This window comes from Bacteroides caecicola, from assembly GCF_023337095.1.
GTDB classification, from domain to species: Bacteria; Bacteroidota; Bacteroidia; order Bacteroidales; family Bacteroidaceae; genus Phocaeicola; species Phocaeicola gallinarum.
Genome location: NZ_JAMBLM010000003.1, coordinates 92,859 through 112,770 on the forward strand (window position 1 = coordinate 92,859; position 19,912 = coordinate 112,770).

Genomic DNA, 19,912 nt, shown 5'->3' on the forward strand with positions numbered 1-19,912 from the left:
TTTTTCTAATATTCTTTGTACTCAAGAAGTGGGAAAACACCACTTGTCCACGAATCGCGGCTAATCAAATCTGGTGTGACAGTGCGAGTCTTAATCATATGGACAGCACTCTTTAAAGAGTTAACCAGCATATCTTCGTTCCATTGACTCTTCTTTCCGTCCTTTGTTGAAACGGCAAGAAGTATTGTCTGTGGTGCCTCAGCATCAGGCTGATCATAAGCGAAGCTCACGGCTGCACTCTGAGCACGATAAGGAATACGGTCAACAAAATGATCAAATACCAAACCTGCCAATTTAGGTTTTCCACTCTCAGTAGCCTTTACAATTCGATCAGGATTCATCACAATATATGTAAATGCATCAGTAACGGCATTCTCAGATGAGACCTCAGCACCAAGCCACTCATCACCAACAACTTCACTATTTTCTGAAACGATCTGCATCGGTACTATAGGAGCAACATCAAGATCGTTGATTTTCTGGAACATACGTATCTTGTGAAGATTCATTATAGGTTTCTCAACCTGAGCGAGATCGCCAACAAGAGTCTCGAGACCAATCCTGTCGATATTCTTGAAATAGTTACCACATGCTTGTGCTGCAAGATTTATGAGAGGAACGTACTTATCAGGCTGGAATGTAGCAACAACTTTGAAGCCATTGACAAGCAACGTCTGAATGGCAGTAGTGAAAACTGTATAATCAGGAACTGTAGCAGCAGCTATAGTCTTCTGTACACTACTAAGCTTTTGACAGAAATCATCGTATACAGATTGCAGACTCTTAAAAAGAGAATGTTGCTTATTAACGATTTCTTTCCAAGCCTTAATATCTTCTACCATTTTACGGTTACCGATGACGAGATCAGGCTCTATTTCATTGAGTGCTGTAACTTGTCCGATTCGATAAGAGTCTATAAGTAAAGCAATGGCCTTAAGAGTGATATCATCAGGCAATACGGTAATGTCGTAGTTACTAGTCTGAGGATTCTGTATTGCCATCTGCTCATTAAGTATTTTAGCAATTTCGTCAAGCATACGCTTGATGTATCCCTCAAGCTTGTAATACGCTCCGCTCATATTGTCAACGACAGAATGGTCAGGCATTCCCGTACTTTTTACCATCTCCTCATTACGCAAAGCATGAGCTGACACAAGAAGACTACGGACTTCATCTGCTGCAACTTGCATCTCTGACAGAGAATGACTGTCAAGACAATCGGTTGCCAAAACATCCTCTACAACAGATGCATAATCATAACCTTTCATCCAACGTTGCAATTCAATAAACTTAGTAAACGCTGCATTATCGGCTGAGAGATATACGAACTCTGATGCCGATATTCCCAGTTCGCCAAGACTGACAGAAGGAGAGTAAACAGTTTCATCGTCATCGTTTTTCTCTTTGAAAGAAACAAAAATATTATTCATAGAACCAAGCATCTGTTCAATCCACGCATCAACTTTGGGTTCTGTTTCTGCAAGAATGTTTGTCGTATTGCTATTACGCACAACATCCACATCAAGCATTGCCATTGTATAATTATCAATCTGTGCACTTGTGATAGGGATATTCACCACATCAGGCATTGGAATGTTTCTCATCTCATTGAGAGCCTGAGCCAATGCGTCAGAAGCCTCACGATTTCCAATCACAAGCTTATATACACTCTCCGAAAGTACAACATCAGTCAGTGCATCGTATTCATCATCTACCTGATCAATAAGTTCAAGCAGATAGTCATATTTCAACTCAACATCAATCTGGTCAGGGAAAAAACCTCGCCGTTTAATCCAGCTGCGCAAATAAATCTGCAATTTATCATTATTGCCACGAGCCATACTGATTGCGTAATTCTTTTCTTTACGATAATCCTCAAGAAGTGCAGCTCCATTGATTACAGATATATCATTATTGGATTTCATATCAACAAGAGGATAGCACTTACGCATAGGATAAATGCATACGTCCATCTCAAGATGATGTCCTTTGTAAGGCGTTTTATATGCTTCATGTATGAAACGTTCAAGATCGGCACCAAGAATATTACCTAAAGACAAACCGTTCTGAATACCCTCAATGATACGAATGGCTGAACGAACACGTTCTGACGACAGATTGACACTCATATCATAGTTCTGATCACCATTCTTTAGGCTGTTATTATACGAACTGCGAAGAACTGCGCCTGTAATAGCATGATTGACAGAAGGAGCAAGGATATACTCATTGGTATTCTCATTAGTGAGTTCATTTTCACGGAGGTTAAACAACCAACCAAAACTTCCTATAGCTACTTTGTGCGTATTGTTCTCCATACGCTCACGAAGCTTATTATTCAACATACCCATAAACCATGCGTCAAGACGATAGTTAAACAGGTCAAAAAACTCAATGACTTGATTCTTAAGAACTTCGCTGTCAGTACTAAGTTGAATACCTTTAATATTCTTGTTGTTCTCATCTTCAATTTTATTTTTAAGATAAGAGACTATATTATCAATCCTCAAGCCATCAACAAGTTTTGTTACGCTATTTTCAATGGCATTGCCATCCTTGTCGGTCTCGGTAAGAAAATCAATGACAGGGATATAGTCATAGTTTGGTATGATAGATTTCAATTCCTCCTTGCTCTTTACAAGACCCAGATCGTTAGCTATGGCAAACAATTCTTCAATTTGACGGCTATTTTCTTCACCACGGAAAAACTCGGCATTGAGCACATTTTCATTTTTGATCAGCGCACGTTCATAAAAAGCAGAACTACGAGGCGTACTGTTAAGAATATCCAGATAATCACGAGTAGTGACAGTCGTTGCATCTCCATTGTCTTTACCGTAACATTTGACATTATTATTTTCTACAATCTTATTCCAATGTGTAGTCAATGCTAAAAGAAACTTTTTCACGATACCAATAGATCTTCGCACCTTTAAATTACGGAAGTCACATATAGGAAGAATACCATAAGGCTGGTCAGAAATACGCAGCATTGGGAACGGTCCACGAGGCAATACATCATTTGCTACGAAACTGTAGATATCATTATTCTTCTTTATCGCTTTTATAAGTGGATTCCCCTTTTGAGCCAGATAGTCAATCATTAATTCATTAACTTTTCTACACAACTGTATCTCAGCGGAACCTGCAGACTTAGGATCGTCAAGATTGCCCAATACACTCTCCTTAAAGCAGCAGAGACGATCAAGAATATCGAGGTCGTTATTTGGTTCCGGTTTGTGAGGGTAAACACAATTATGAACCTGATACTTGAAACGCTCACGTTGTTTTTCCTCAGAGCTGTCAAATACAAATTCAGTATCTTTGTCATCAAGTATATTCGAAGGAGTCTCGAACGAAATAATATCCATAGGATAATCTGAATAGAGATGACCGCACATCAAATCATGAAGAATTTTGGAGCATTCATCAGCAGATGCCTCATTAATACCATACACATAAATTGAAGAGAAATCGAACGAACGTAGCCGAATAGAGGATTTGATTTCTCTTCTCTTTTGGAACATCTCGATTTTTCTCTCTATATCTTGTTTTATTTTTGTATTTTTTGAATTTTCGTACATCTTACGCAACTTATATAATCTTTTCAATCTCTCCCTTGCGTTTATACGGTCTGTTTTAGTATCGCTTCTTTCATATCTCATTTCTTCAAGAGGTAATGATATTGCCATACCCATTTTCTCTGCCAAATCATAGTCAGTCATCCAGCTAAGGCTACCATTCAGATAAAGTTGTTTCTGATTGTCAGTACCCGATTTCACTACGGTTGAATCTTCAAGATTGTTGAGGTCAAGACCTATTTGAAGTTCCGCAGGAAGACGATGTCCGTAGTGTACCATAGTACATTTCTTGCTTTTATTAATATTTATTTCTGCACGAAGGACAAAACGGTCGGGCAAGAGGCTGGTGGTAGGAATAGTGAAAAGTTTTTCCTCGTTATCAACATATGTTGTCGGGAATGAATTTACAAAGTTTTGGTCAATTTCTTTAATAAACTCATCTTCAGACAGTTTATTGTCGTTGAACTGCTTTGCCTTTCTGCACATCACATTATAGTTTTCTTTTGGGAAAGTTTGTTTAAGGATGAATGCGGAACGGTGAGCAGGGTATAGATCGCAGATTGACAACCAAAGCGAATGATTGTAATTCTCTATCTCAGTACTGTCTTTTGCCAACTTACGATTGTTGTTGAAAATATATTTCAACCAAAAACTCTTACCTACAAGATACTCTGCACGGTTAATTTGTTTTACGGTCTCTGTCATGGCTACTACATCTGGATATATGCGCACACAAAGACTCTTTTTTGCTTCTTTGCTTAAGAAACTACATTTATGTATAACTTTACAACTCTCGATATTTAATTCAAGATTACATTCTTTGGAGCTATTAACAAGTTCTTTATAATGATTGATGATAGTTTTGTTTATTTTACATAATAAGTTTTGTTCTGCATAGAAGTTGCAGTACACATGATTTATCAAAAATTTTGTAGAATCTAATTTCTTATAGAAATCCTTTCGCAGATTTTTCCGATAATCGTAATCCTTATTGTAACGGTACTTGGCAAGAAGAATTTCAAGAGACAGTAATCTTGTTGCCAATATGCTGTATCGTTGGTACGGTTTGTCAGAAGACATATCTTTCGTTCCAAGATTTGTTTCTAGATATTGAAAGATTTTATGCCATTTGCCATTTTGGAACTGCTTAATTTCTGGGAAAAGCTTTTCCTTTACAAATTTAATAAGTGCACTGCGCGCATTCATGCTGTTTATATATGCGGGGCTACCTTTGGGGGCTGTTATTTCGGCATAATTATAACGCCAAAGGAGAATATCAGCACTATTTTGACCAGAAATATTGCTATCAAGCAGTGTATTCCATTTTTTAACAAGGTTATTATAGCGGGTAAGCTGCTCCCTATAGACCATTCCCTGAGGAATACGGTAAACCTCGTTATCGACATTTTTAAGGAACTCATAAACCTTACGGAAATGATTTAGTGCCTTAGTATATTGAGCCTGCTGAGAGTAATAATCAGGGTTCATTTTACGTAACCATCCATTGTAGTCAGGTCTGGTTACTGTCTCAACTAACATTCTGGTAATTTTCTCCATTTTGTCCAGAAATGCTACAGAAGCCTTATCGCTTATTGTTGATACGCAAGTAACATCCTTAAGCGAAGTAATTACAGGCATGAAGGCATCCTGTAACTCTACAGTATGGAATGCATTGTACAGATTCTGCGTAAGTTCAAGTAATACAGCTTTATCCTCTCTGTACATCATATCAATCATCTCCACATCGGTCTTCATCTTGACAATAGCCTTCTTCACATTGATAAAACTGACATCGTCACAAGGCTTGTGGTACTCATTTAGTACATTAGCCAATGATTGAAAAGCTTGGAGCGAATTCTCTGGTTCAGCAATAGTGCTGTAATCATGCTGCATGATTTTTGTTTCCAGACGCACAGGGAACATCATCAACGATGTGTTCACTCCTTTCTTTGCAAAATTTCTTCCAGTCTGGTCACGCAATATGTCTTGATATTTTTCCATTTTTATCGTATGTTTTTCATTCAAAAAAATTGAATGTAATTATTAGCATAGTATATCTTATAATTTTGATTGGCAAAATCAGACGGGCTTCTGCCCTGCAGGTATTGCAAAAATGCAAGGCTTTACCACATTAAATGAATTATTGATAGGTGCACCGTCTTTTTGGTCAAACTGCAACGACATCGGCATCTGCTCAAATACGAGGTAGTATTTGTAAAGATATTCCTTTTTTATATCTTGGAAACCTACAAGGTATGTATCTTCTGTGAGCCATGACGACATACATGCTTTCAATACCCTATCTGTATCCTTTTCCCGCAGATAAATATCTGTATCAGGGAAAACCTGCATCAGTTCTCCCTTGATAGCAAACACTAGCATCTGAGATTTGCCTTGCATATGGTTTTTACCAAGTAAAGAGTCCCAATTATGGAGTGGTTCGACATCAAAATACTTATCAAGCTCGTCCTTTTTTGGAAGTTCAGATTGATCCCAAAACTTGCGGAAATAAGAGCCGCGCTGATCGGTCGGATATTCACGCCACAACAGTTCATGTCCCATCTCTGTATTCATACCCATGAGTAATGCTTCTTCAAAAGCAGGGTTGCTATAGAAGCATGATATGGTATTCTTAAGCAGTTCGCCGGCACCAGGAAGTACATAGTTTACTGACAACTCACGCAGATAAAAGAAAGTAGGGTCAAGAAAATCAGGATATACCATTATCGGATATTTGCTATTAAAGTTGTCCTTCAACTGAGCCACCTCCGTGATACCATATTCATTGACAATATTCACAATACGATCTTTCGCCAACTGGTCAGGATTAGGAATTTCATCGGAAATAATATGATCTTTATCTTCCACTTTCGCTGCCGGAGTCTTACGGTCAGCAAATTTTCGTTTAATATTGGCATATTCTGCTTTAATTTTAGTCAACAGTTCGTCAGTACTAAGGTCTATGTCATTTTCCGTCTTCTGAACATCCTTGACAAGTTCATTGGCCCTTATAATACTGAAGTCATCTAAATCCAGATCTCCAACATCTATATGAGTAGGCTGATAAAGAATATGTTCAAATTTGCTCAAATTTGAACGAATTTCCTCAATAGCATAAATATATGTCGAGTAATAGTATGTAAGAAGATTATTATCTGATCGGATTATATTTTTGTCAAAAGCATCCTTGAAATTCCAAATCTGCCATGGGTGTTCTATTTTTTTAAATGAGAACCCAATAGTCTTATTGGATTGAAATATACAGAATTGGCTCCATGGAAATTTTTTTAATGTACTTTTTCTTTTTTCCTTATTATAATCATCATGAAACCATCTGTCATAATCTCTCATAGCTTCACGAAGCGTATCTATAGTATATGAGATTTCATCAAATAAGAATTTCGAATAACTGTTAAATTTATATATATCTAATTCCGGCGAAGATGGCTCATCCGGTAAATTTACGCTAAAGCCACCATTTCTATTCAACTCACAACTATAAGAGTTCTGTTTGTATCTGAGTGAATATTTAACATTATTTATTCGTTTATCAAAGTAATCCTTCGTAATAAAGAAAAGATATTCTTTTTTATCATTATCACGTTGATATTCAATTGCCAGCGGCTTATCCAATTTCTTATTAGAAAAAGAATTACCTTCTAAAATATAACCATATCCCTGTTTTGACACAACATTTATAGGTCTTACATTAACATAATTGAAAACTTTCGTACTGTCATAAAGTACCCCCTTCTTGTTCAAATTTACTAGTGACAAAGCTCTGATAAGAGAATTAATATAAAAATAATATTCTCCATTCTCTTTAACACGTTGAACAGCAGAACATATATCATAAGCTGTATCATACCATCCTGTTAATGGGTGATATATGTATGAAGCATCATCAAGAGCTAAACAATCCTTATCTGTTAGTCTTGGACAGAAATATGCCTTATCATTTTTCCACCTTACATATAAAAATTTGTCAAGAAATGCATATTCTGAGAATGTCTGATATGCACTATCTCCCAAACGGCTATTTTTACCGGTAGTCTCTTTGATTTTATCCAATATAATACCTTCCCTTCGCGCTCCTTCCCACTGTTTTGGATCATAAAGTTCCAAAAGGAATTCACGTGGCAACCCTATTTTTGATATTGGATTCTCCTGCTTGTTCATCTCTGTATTTGCAACCATAAGCATCTTGTCAGGGGCAACACTATTGTAGTAAATGCCTGACGATTGTAGCATTTTCAGAGCAGCATCGCTGAGAAGACCGATGGTCTTCTCAGTAACTTTGTCCTTTTGGTTAAAGATATCCGTACGGGGACTACGTTCTTTGGCACATTCGTTTACCTGATTCATCTGGTAATACTCACGAATAACTTGATTAACGGTATTAACTACTTCAACCTTCTTCCAGGCACGATTCACGAATTGTTCCTGATTCTTTTTCACAATTTGTGCCCCCAATCCCGCCACTATACGGTTGCGCATACGAAGATTGACATCATTTACTATATTATAATGGTTATCGTTAATAGTATTATTTTCAAACTCCGTTTTTGTTGTAAGTTTATGACGCGCACCATATACAGGTGGAACAATCCAAGGGTCAGATTCCATATCAATCTCCTCGCTCTCATTTTCAGAGAGGACAGGATTGAGCATTAGTGTCTCCTTTAAGATCTGACGATAATCATCGTCTTCTTCGCGTAAGTTAGTCGGTTTCTCATTAACGATGAGAGAAGCTGGTACATCGATAACAGCATTTTCGGATTCTACATGGGCAGAGATCAGTCCACTCTGAGCAATATCAACATCAAGATATGCCCTCATCTCTTCATACTCTTTCTCACTGGTGTGGAAGAGTTTTTTAGCCAATGTTATGAAGTTGTCCGCACCAAACGATGTAGTTATCTTCCACTTTTTGTAAAGTGGAAAGGTCATGCCGTTTGGACGTTTCATTTGTTCTTCTAAAGTTGATGACCAGGCACATGTGTTGAGACCTGTAGAGTCAATACTTAAATCAAGCGCTGCAAGTCGCCCTAACTCGTAGGAAGGAATAAGGAGAATATTATAAACAGTGCTTGGTTCTAACTTACTTGAACATAGGATACGCGATATTCCACAGTCAGGGTTCTCTTCAAGAATCTCATTTACCAGTTTTTCTATCCTACTTTCATCACTATTATTTTCAAGTCGGTCATCTTTCGTATCAATCTGTACATGAGCTACATCCTTCAACACTTTGGATGTAGGAAATACTTCTATATAACGTTCGGCTGTAAGATTAAGTTCCACAATTTTTATACTTCCATGCATACTGACCTTCATCTCGTCTTCTTTCACGGCTATAAGAGCCATCCAAGGATGAAAATCCGGATGATCGGCCGCCAGTGGTGTATAGCGCCAAGGAAGATCCTCTTCATAGAATTCGATAAACGGACTGTACTTGCAATTGATCCGTATGTCACCGGTTTCAGCCGGTGACATGCGGATGATAGCATTACTACTCAACATCTTGATATCGGAAGGCCCCAAAAGCTCTATTGACTTCCCTTTTACAAATTCATCCGTATTGAAACTATCATCTGTATTGTTGACGGTTGACGCTTTCACTTTAAGGCCAACCTGTATTTCTGCACGTTTCTTTCCTTTAGTGTCTTCATCCTTATCAATATAGTTGGCGAGACCCTTTCGAAGATATGGAAATATATATACTTTACCCATAATATGTATATTTTTTATTGAATTGAATCAAGAACCTTCATATAACGATTAATAGCTGTCTTATCAGTTTTATGATAAGTGACACGCTTTCCTGTAACATTATTTGCACTTGTCAGTGGTGCCATTGACTCAGTTTGGACCTGATTATATTCATGAGTTTTGTATTCTCCATATTCATAGTCATAATCACCAAGTTCAACAGTTTTTCCTTTACCAACCTTTCTGCTTCCATCATTTTTCAGTGTAAATCCAGAAGCATATTTCTTATAAGACTTTGATTCCAATTTCTCTTGATTAGTCATTGATTTGAAAAGAGCTGGAGCAAAATCATTGTCTAAAGTTACACCAACAACCGAAAGTCTGAAATTCTCGTTTTCTTCTATTTTTCTATTCTCTTCAGCATTGAGAATTTGTCGTTCGTTCTTATTCAAGACTATTTGATCAATCATCATCTTTTTATAGTCGGTAGGAACAGCATTGTTACAGAGATCCATGGTTTCCTCCATAGGTATAGCGTTCTGGTTGAATGCCAAAATACTACCAGGAGCAAGAATAAGAACCTCACTTGTATCTTCAGACTGTCCTACCTTATTCTCAATGGTTACTACATCCCAGTCACGTCCAGACTCATCAACGAACCAGTTCTTTGGATTGTTAACCTGTTCTTTGAAGAGCCCCATAACATTTATCTGTTTCTTTGGCAGTTCAGATTGTTTGTCACCCCATGTTATATCAAAACCGACCTTAACAGGTATAAATAGGAAATAGAATTTTGCTTTACCTTTAGCGTTCCAAGGTTTAGGACCGCTAAGCGACAATGACAAGTCTATCGAAAGGACTTTTAAGCGTCCTACCATCACAGCCATGCCAGCTTCTATACTGAACATGAACATAAATGGATCGAATTGGAACAAAGCGTCGAAACCAGCATATCCGATGATACCAAACTTATCCCATCCAATCTTTATGTCAAGACGAGCACCTATCTGGAATGAATTAGAGGTAACAGCAAAATATGTCTCCAGTCCAACCCTCAGAACATCATAGTCAAGTTTCATAGACAGTCGGCGCATATCCGAAACATGCATACCCGCTTCCGGTTTATATGCCGGATGGAAACCACCGACACTCAGCAGGAATCCTTTCGTATCTCCGCCCCAGAACAGACGGAATGCCATGTCGCCTTCAAGTGTGATACCTACGATTGACGAATCGTAGATTGAAGCATCAAACTGAAGCCCCTTCTTGAAATCAAGACTGCCCGAGAACGCTACATTAATCCTTATAATATCAGTATCCTCTATTGACACCTTCAAGATTCCCACAAGGATTATCTCGAACGGGTCAGGCAATTGCAACATCAATCCGGCTGTACATTTCACTACCGGTTCGAAACTTATCTGCCCCAACAATCCTACAAAGAACTGGTCTTCTTTTGCAGGGAAAATCTTTTCGGCTGTTTTCTTCATTTCTGCAATATGTTTTACCACATCAGAAACAAAGAATGTACTTTCGAGCGTTCCGCTACGTACAGCCTCACGAATAGCATTATAGTCAAGCATGCGCTGCAACCCCAGCATACCGCCAATGGCTGTAAGTGAAAATCCCATACCGAGAGGTATACCTGGAGAGAAACGTGTAGAAAGCATCGCCATCATGCTGAAGAAATGACCGTCAACGATACCGAGATCGAGCAAAAGCATCGCAGAAACGCCAAATTTCTCTATGACATCAAGCTCAAGAGCACCAAACAACTCACCGGTATCTTGATTATAGTTGATTATGGCCGCACCTTTTACAGCCGGACAATCAATGGCAACGCCGATACCATCAGGGAATTTGAAATTGAAATCGAAATCAAAATCGCCTAGACTGAAGTCTTTCTTGAAAATATTTATATCAAAACCCAGTTTGAGGTTCTCAAACGACATTGATACGGCTTCGCCCATCTGTAAGCTGAACGTAGTGCCGGTACCCAGTCTGAGAGTTCCGAAATCATTCTTCGGACAACCGATATCAATTCCGAGATTTGCAAGTGTCAACGGACCGATCTTCTTGTTGTTACAGTCAATATCAATATGGAAGCAATATCCGCCATCCATCTTGAAGCCCTTAAGATAATCGTATAGCAACTGCAACGAGAACTTGGCTGATATATCGTCCTTAAGCAGTGTTGAAAAGAACTTGTTCTGCCGTAGCTTCAGTATGAATTCAACATCTTCCAATCCTCCCATAATTCCGGTACTGAATCCTTCAACAGGTTCTTTTTCATCGAGAATTGCCTGCACATCCTCCGGATATGAATGGTTGTAAAGCACATATCCGGTCATAGGATAATTTCCTATACGAATATCAAGGTATTCGGTACTGAGCAGATCGGCTGGGTTTGGATTTGCTTCGCTACTGATTCTCTTGAAATTGATATAGAATATACCATTAAGACCTTTTGTTGAACCAAAGCCATGGAATATACTCGTCACACCTTTTTCCGGATCTTTCTTCGACATACAGAAACCAATAGCAGTATCGCTCATAGCATTGTCTTTCTTCAGCATCTCACCGATATTTCCTTCTGCCATTATTTCCATGTTGTGGTTCTCACCGAGATTTTTACTGAAAAGAACCTTTCCACTAAGCATGATGGTGAAGAATACAGCCGGAACACTATTGTCTTCTTTTTCTTCTTCGGTATCGGCAGAATCCTCAGTCTCATCTTCATTCTTATCTTCAGTATTATCGTCGGTTATCTCTTCTACCTCGATAAACTCTTCACTTGTGTATCGTCCCACCATGATGAATAACTGCAGCTTCAGTGAAGCGTCAAATCCGTCAATGTCTTTTTCATCAGTCTTGAGGTCAAGCAGAGTAATGTTACACATCATGTTATCAAGGTCGTAGCTGCAACTTACATCATTCAACATGTCAGTAAAGCTGTTCTTCGGCAATGACGGCAGTGAAGGCATGACATCGGCGATATCATTCTTGATACTTTCAGGTATGCCCTTATATAGAGACTGTACAAGACTAATGACCTCCTTCAAGCCCATATCACTTTGAACAAAGTCGAGTGTTGAAGTAAGAATGTTCTGAATCCAGATAACATATTCGTAAGAAACCTCAATCTTTAAATCTGTCTTTATTTCTATACTGAGAGTAAGCTCCTTCAGTTTATCCATAACTGCAGGATTGTCTTTCACGAACTTGTCAATCACGTTGATAAGACCAGGCAACTGGTTCAAGTTGGAGATACCATTGACAAGGTCGGCCTGTTCGATATAATCCTTTACTTCCTTTATGTCCTTCACAGTATTATATACGCTACGGAACTTCTGTATGAAGTCTCGTTCGGCCATGAAGAGTGAATTTAAAGTAGGAAGTTTGCCTAGCATTTCCTGTACACCGTTCTCCACATTCTCCTGAACATTAGTTATCGCCTCTACTATCTTTCTTACAGTATTGCGGATAACATGTTTGACAAAGAATATCACCTGGTTCTTAATATAATTCAACAATGGAATGATATACTCGTTCTTAATGCGCTGCCATACTTCGCTAGCAAGGTCTTCAAGACGTTCCAGGAATTTATTGGCGAAGTCCTTAAGTTTGTCTTCTATAGTCGAACCAAGATTCTTAAGGATTGTCAAAACCTCGGTTGTGAAGAAATCCTTTACCTTATTAATTCTGTCAGGCAGTCCCTTTGCAATATCAGCAATGGTACGTGCAGTACCGATGATATTCTCAATGAGTGCACAAACGGCAACTCCAATCTGAGCAGCTTTTTTGTCAATAGCATCCTGCAGTTTCTGTACAAGATTCTCGGCAGCTGCAGGAATATTTTCGAAAGTCTTCTTTACTGCCGAAGTTATATTGACGATGTTATCCTTGATATTCTGAATCTCAGCCACTATACGCGCTGTAAGCTTTGATATAACCGCCAGTATAGTCTGCTTGAAGCTAGTATAGAAATATTCCGGATCAGGGATAACAACATCATTAACTGCTGTTTCCAGAATTGTGATATAGTCGGTAATATTAAGATTGTCCTTCAAATCTTTCTTTACAGCCGACGAGTCTCTCAGGAGTTTCATTGCCCCCTCTTTTGATATAAGTCCGGTGATATTGCCAAGATCGTTCTTGAATTCCGCTTTGAGCTGAGTCAATACGATATCGAGACGTTGCTTCCACACCTTCTTGTCAGTCAATGTCTGGATTGTTGTCAACATACCATGAGCCCATACGTTAAGGTCGGGCAGTACTTCCTGCTGTACAAGTGCAGCGATGTCAGGCATTTCTATTGCAACATCAGCACCGTCAAAAGCGAGAATGCCAAGAGTCTCGTCAAGATTCAGGATACTTGCCAGTTCTGGTTTTTTCTCTATTATAGTCGTCAGTCTGGTATAATCTTTTTTGAGTGATGTCACACATTTCATCAAGTCGTTACGCTCCTGACTAAAGTCGAAGAGACACTGGACATCAAGCTCCACAACCTCCTTGAGCGAACAGTTCACAGCATTTGTCAACGGTTCTACAAAAGTGTTTTTCACCATCTTTGGCATGTTCATCTCCGGCATCTTCGGCATTTGTTTTTTATATTTGCCGAAATTATCGGAAAAGTCCTTGACAATGTCAGACAAAATATTTGATGCCTGATTAGCACCTGTATTCAATCCGTCTTCCACCTGGTCGACAGCATCTGTAACCTTATTCTTGATGTCGGTCGCAATGGTATTTATTCCGTTCTCAATCTCATTAATCTTATCGCCCATTGTTTTGGCGATGTCATTCACACTCTTTCCGGCTTTATCCAGACCTTCTTTTACATCGTTTGTCAGTTCGGTAAAGCCTTTCTTTATCTCATTAAATTCATCCTGCAAATGGTCGGCAATGATATTTACACCTTCCTTTATATCCCCTATCACCTCGCTCATCTTCTCCTTTACAACTAGAGCCAGCTCCTTCAAGGTTTCGATGATATTACGTATAGTGGTGACTATAGGCTGGAACCAATCCCATACCTTATTTATAAGTTCCTGAAGTCTGGTTTTAGCTTCATTGCCAAGCTCCTTCATTTTATTCTTTACCTCTGTGATATATTTCATCACATGCTGCTGGAGTTTGCGCAGAAGGTCTTCAAGAAGATTCTTCAGTGAACCGAAGTCCGGTATGTCAGGATTGATATTGTGTAGGATATCCATGAATTTCCGCATCAGATCTTCTGCATCCTGCATGCTGTTTATAGGATAGATAGATTTGAAATGCTCTACAGGTCGGGTAAACAGGTCAACGATATTTTCCCAACTCAAGACATTAACCTTCACAGTATAACGGAAATTCTTTATATTCTCAAGTTCCCCTTTAAAATCGCCCAATGCACTTTGAGCCTTCGATGCATAACTTGATGCATTTCTCAAAGCACCGTTAGCTCCGGCAACCATTTGTGCAAGTCCCTTTTCGAACTCGGCCGTACCGCTGTTCACCATTTTTTCTACACACTGCAACTGTATGTCGAGTTTTCCTGCAGCAGCTACACCAATACCGGTTACCTCCTTAGTGGTCTTCATTACATCGCTCATCTCGTCCACAATATTCGATGTGGCGTTGCTTACAAGTTCATAAGCTGTATCTTCAGTCGAACCGATAGCTCCAGATACCTTGTCTGCGGAACTTTGCACTTTACCGATAAGCTCTTTTATCTGCTTAGGCAATTGTAATGTCAACTGCTTTTCTTCAAGAATGCCGAGGAATTCGAGAATGGAGTTAGTGATACTCAATGCGTGCGCTATCTTAACATAAGTGTCTTTCATGTCCTGTGCCGTCTGCACAAAATCGTTACCAATGTGGTCTTTCATCTTTTTGTACAACAATGAGGCATCTTCGAGAGTCTCTTTCATATTGTACTCTATATGCTCAATATCTGCTTGAGCATCATTTAATATGTCTTCTAGCGATATCCTTATTTCATTGCTCAGATCGCTCACATTATTTACCAAATCTTTTACTCCACTTTCAATGGTGAGTTTTACGAAATCTATTTCGTCCTTGAATACGCTTTGAGCATTCTTCAATAGGGTCATTAAGATATGATCAAACACCTTGCGGGCAAAATCTCTTGTCAGTATGTTCTCTTGTATATACTGACCAATATCTTCGCCTGAGACAATGATATCTTTTGATACTTTGTCCCATTCCATATCCATAATAGTACGGACAAGCCCTACAATATCCTTAATAAGAGGAATTACATTCTTAGCAATTTCTGTCAATTCTTCACCGGATACTTTACCATTAGCAGACGCATTGGCAATGCTATCCATCGCGTTACCAATTTTCTCAGTCACACGGATAAGCTCTTCTACAAATTTGCGGACATCATTCAGGTTCTCGTAATGACTTATATCATAACCAACCCGAGCAAAAATGGCATCTACGATATTCATTCTTGCCTCCATGAACTTCATCAGTTCTTTACTGTCCTTATTGTCAGGATTATCAATCTTAACAAGGGCTTCTTTTACACTTTTAAACTCTTCCTCCAAATCGTAGATAAGAGCATCTTTAATTTTCTGAAGAAGCACCGCAACTTTTTCAAGTATTCTGCTGTTTGTATTTCCCATAATACTATTAGATTACAATGCCAAACGGCATTTTGTTTGCATTTTATTATAAATGCAAAATAAAAATATTATGAGTACTCTTGTTATAACACACAGTGCATTGTGAAGAAAATATTAGTTCATTCGAAGCAATTTAATACAAAGTAATTATAACATACGGCGCATTTATGTCATATAAAACACTTATAAACAGACTTTTAAATAATGCTTAAATTTATAAAGTCCGAATTCATAAATCAAGAATTCTCTTTTCTGTATTCGGACGGTGTCATACCAAATTTTTCCTTGAACAATTTGGTGAAATAGCTTGCCGATTCGAAACCGCACAATAGAACAATGTCTCCGATTGCCCTTTCGGGATCCCTCAAAAGAACCTCAGCATGAGCAAGTCTTGACTGTTTGATATATGCAGCGGTATTTATACCTGTTATAGACTTCACTTTACGATTGAGTTGGGATTTGCTCAAGCACAAATTGTCTGCAAGCATTTCAGAATTCAGATTAGGATGGGAGATATTGGATAAAATGAAGCTATTTAACTTGATCAAGAATTTCTTTTCTTGTTCCGGAGCATCCGTTTCTTTCGAGATTTCCTTGTTATCAATTAGTATCTGACTATACTTTTCCCTGAGCATACTACGATAGCTGACCAATTTGAGAATTCTAAGTTTCAATTCATCAGAACTGAACGGTTTTATCAAATATGCATCAGCCCCACAGTCAAATCCCTGCAGTTTGTGTGCATCATCGTTTTTTGCTGTTACAATAATCACTGGTATGTGATTAAGAAGATTTGACTTACGGATATCCCTTGTCATCTCCAAACCATCGTATTCAGGCATCATGATATCTGTAATAATAACGTCTGGAACATATTCTTCTGCTTTTGTTATTCCCTCCCTTCCATTACGTGCATAGATAACGGAGAAATTATCTTTTATGATATTTCCTATATATCGGGCTATATCTTCATTGTCCTCAACTATAAGTGCAATATCCGAATCCTTTGAAATAATATCATCCTTATTTACAATATCCTTATTGTCTGCAAAGAAATGTTTTTCGTTAGTTACCTCTTCATCCAGTATTGAATTCCACCTATCAAAACTATTCTCTCCATGCTTTATCGGAATAAACAGAATAAAGGAAGTACCTTCTCCTTCTCTGCTATATACTTCAATACTACCTCCCATTGCTTCGACCATCTGCTTTGTTAAAGACAGACCAATACCTGAACCTACGTTGGGATTGGGGTTTGACTGGAAAAAGGGCTCAAATACATGTACCAGATTTTCCGGTTTTATTCCGCAACCAGTATCCTCTACTCTAATCCTAATACTTTTCTTCACGACCATACTCCTAATTATTATCCTATCTCCTTTGGACGTGAATTTCAGCGCATTAAAAAGAAGGTTCATTATAATCTTGTACATAAAATCCGGTACAAAATCCATATTGACTTCTTTTTCGTTAGATCTATATTCAATTTCCACAAGTTTTTTTATGGCCTGAGGACGAATCTGCTCTACAACCATCTGAATAAAAGCTACTATATCTCCGTTTTTCCAATCTGCATTGCCTATTACAGACCGTACTTTAGCTATATCTAAAAGCTGGTTTACTAAAGTCAGAAGCCTTTGTCCTTGTCTTAAAATGGAACTTATTTCCATTTCATCCCCCCTGATTCTGGCTTTTGATTTCAGCTCTTCTGCACATCCGAGGATAACAGTGAGTGGAGTGCGGAATTCGTGAGTAATATTTGTAAAGAATTCCTGCCTCATAAGACTAGTTTTCTTAATTATATTCTGCATTTTAGCCTTAACTGTCAAAGCATATATGAGAGATGAAATCGCTACAACCGAAACAAGCAAGACTATAATAAGGAAATAAAGTATAATCTTCTTTTTCTGCTGTTCATTAACATATGCCTGATTTATAAGTTCTTTCTCTTTATTTCCTTTTTCTGTTATATAATTCAACCGGAGATTGTTTAGGTGATTAATATTCTTTTTATTTGCTATGCTGTCAGTATATGCTAAATATTTCTTATAATTTTCAAGTGATTTCCTATAGTCACCTGTTTTTTCTTCAAATACTGCTTTTAAGCGATAAGCTTCTACAAGATGTTCCCAAGATTTTATCTCCATAGCAGTTTTTACCCCTTCATCAAGATAAATGTAGGCATTCTCACTTTGCCCCATAGCAAGATATACTCTTGCTATGGAAAGACATGATTCCAGCCAATGCCACCTATCATTTTCTCCAGACATCAAACTATATGATTTTTTGTATGATTCTAATGCCTTACTATAATCCTCTTCTTGCTCTGCCAGCCTTCCTTGATGGTTGTAACACAACGATATGCCAAGTTTTGAATCTGCAAGTCGGTTATGCTCCATAGAATATCCGTAATATATCCATGCCGAATCTTTCTCACCAATAGTTTCTTTCACAAAGCCGATGTTTGCATAGTTAATAGCTTGCCCAAGATGACTTCCAAGGCTTTTTTCTCCAGAAAGTGCTTCCTTGAAAATTTTTTCAGCTATATCATTGTTTTGAAGTGTAAGATGAACATTTCCTATTCCGTTGAGCGATACCACTCTTTGTTTTTTAGCCCTGAATGAAGACTTGTCACTGTATTTATCACAATAAGAAAGAGCCCCGTAATGTCTGTCTGCTGCTTCATTTAGAATTCCGAGACGTCTGAAGTCTGTTCCAAGCTGATTCAGTATATATATAATATTATTGGTATCTTTCAGTTCTTTTGCCAATGACAATGCTTTTTCATGATAGTTCAGAGCTAGAATAAAGTCAGACGATTCACGATGAATTTTACCGAGTTCTCTCATTACCACCATCATTCCCACATCATCGCTATTTGCTTCGTATCCTGACAAAAGGGACTTCAAGGAATCTATATTCTTATTGGCATATACAATGCTGTCAATCCGTGTGACATAATTGACATAAAACATATTTTCATTATTCCTTCTACAAGATAGAACAACAAAAAGAGTTATAAAAATTAATATCCATTTCATAAATTACTAATTAATAAAAATTATTATACTTTGATTTACATAAAAACAAAGGTAACAATTCCACATAAAAGGAAAAAATCTAGCAAAGTTTTTTTGAATATATACATCTGAAATCAAATTATTATTGCCAAAACTCTAGATGATAGATATTATTACATTAGCTATATGATAAGTGAAACCAGAAAGAAAAGAGTAAATGACATTTTCAAACTAAACGGGAATGTAAATGCCTGCAACAGATTCCTTAGACTAACTTTCGTACTCATAAGAGAGGCATCATAATTCACATTTTGTATGGTGTAGAGAATAAAGTTACAGCCATCATTCACATAACAGAGACCAAGGTAAACGATGTCATGGCAATGGATAATAATACTTTATGAGTCTGGCTCTTTCTATGTTATCGACCGTGCATATTATTATTATCATCGTCTCTATAAAATACATATGATACATTCGTTTTTCGTTATACGGGATAAAACAAACATAAAGTCCACAGAACTAAAATGGACATGACGTTAACCTAAGAATATATTATCTGACAGTGAAATTAAACCTATCAATTTCTACACAAAAAATCCTATCCTGAATCTTTCCATTTGATGAGATATTGGGATGAAGAATACTAACAAGAGTTTGTTTAACAAATGTAAAACATATACCGGCACTACAAGTTGTAGAACTTTACATGAATAGTTAGCAGGTGGAACTGTTCTTTAAATGGCTCAAGGAGCACTTGAAGATAAAAAATCTTAAAGTATTTCCGAAAACACAGTAAAGATACAAGTATACTCTGCAGTCAAAGTCTACCGTCTTGTGGCTATCATGCAACAAAATATGAGATTGGACAGATAGACATACAAGGTTTAACAATTTTACTGCATTTTTTTACGAACAAGATTCCATTAAGGAATCTCTTCAGCAAAACTAAATTCAATGATGC

4 protein-coding genes are annotated in these 19,912 nt (G+C 37.7%); all 4 read right to left on the reverse strand.

What is annotated here, in order from left to right; genetic code table 11:
* Positions 1-5: 5 nt before the first annotated feature.
* The gene (locus M3085_RS03745; protein WP_249052324.1) at positions 6-5,582 is read right to left on the reverse strand and encodes a hypothetical protein; all 5,577 of its coding nucleotides are present in this window, start codon (positions 5,580-5,582) and stop codon (positions 6-8) included.
* Between the two features lie 78 nt (positions 5,583-5,660).
* Entirely contained in the window at positions 5,661-9,314 is a 3,654-nt protein-coding gene (locus M3085_RS03750) for a hypothetical protein (RefSeq protein ID WP_249052325.1), read from the reverse strand.
* Positions 9,315-9,328: 14 nt separating this feature from the next.
* Positions 9,329-15,928: a DUF6603 domain-containing protein gene (locus M3085_RS03755; protein ID WP_249052326.1), complete on the reverse strand. Its 6,600-nt coding sequence runs from the start codon at positions 15,926-15,928 to the stop codon at positions 9,329-9,331.
* 236 nt (positions 15,929-16,164) lie between these two features.
* Entirely contained in the window at positions 16,165-18,969 is a 2,805-nt protein-coding gene (locus M3085_RS03760) for a response regulator (RefSeq protein WP_249052327.1), read from the reverse strand.
* Positions 18,970-19,912: the final 943 nt, after the last annotated feature.

Coding starts and splice junctions, on each gene's coding strand:
- M3085_RS03755 (WP_249052326.1), bottom strand. CDS start 15,928: ATGGGAAATACAAACAGCAGAATACTTGAAAAAGTTGCGGTGCTTCTT.
- M3085_RS03760 (WP_249052327.1), bottom strand. CDS start 18,969: ATGAAATGGATATTAATTTTTATAACTCTTTTTGTTGTTCTATCTTGT.
- M3085_RS03750 (WP_249052325.1), bottom strand. CDS start 9,314: ATGGGTAAAGTATATATATTTCCATATCTTCGAAAGGGTCTCGCCAAC.
- M3085_RS03745 (WP_249052324.1), bottom strand. CDS start 5,582: ATGGAAAAATATCAAGACATATTGCGTGACCAGACTGGAAGAAATTTT.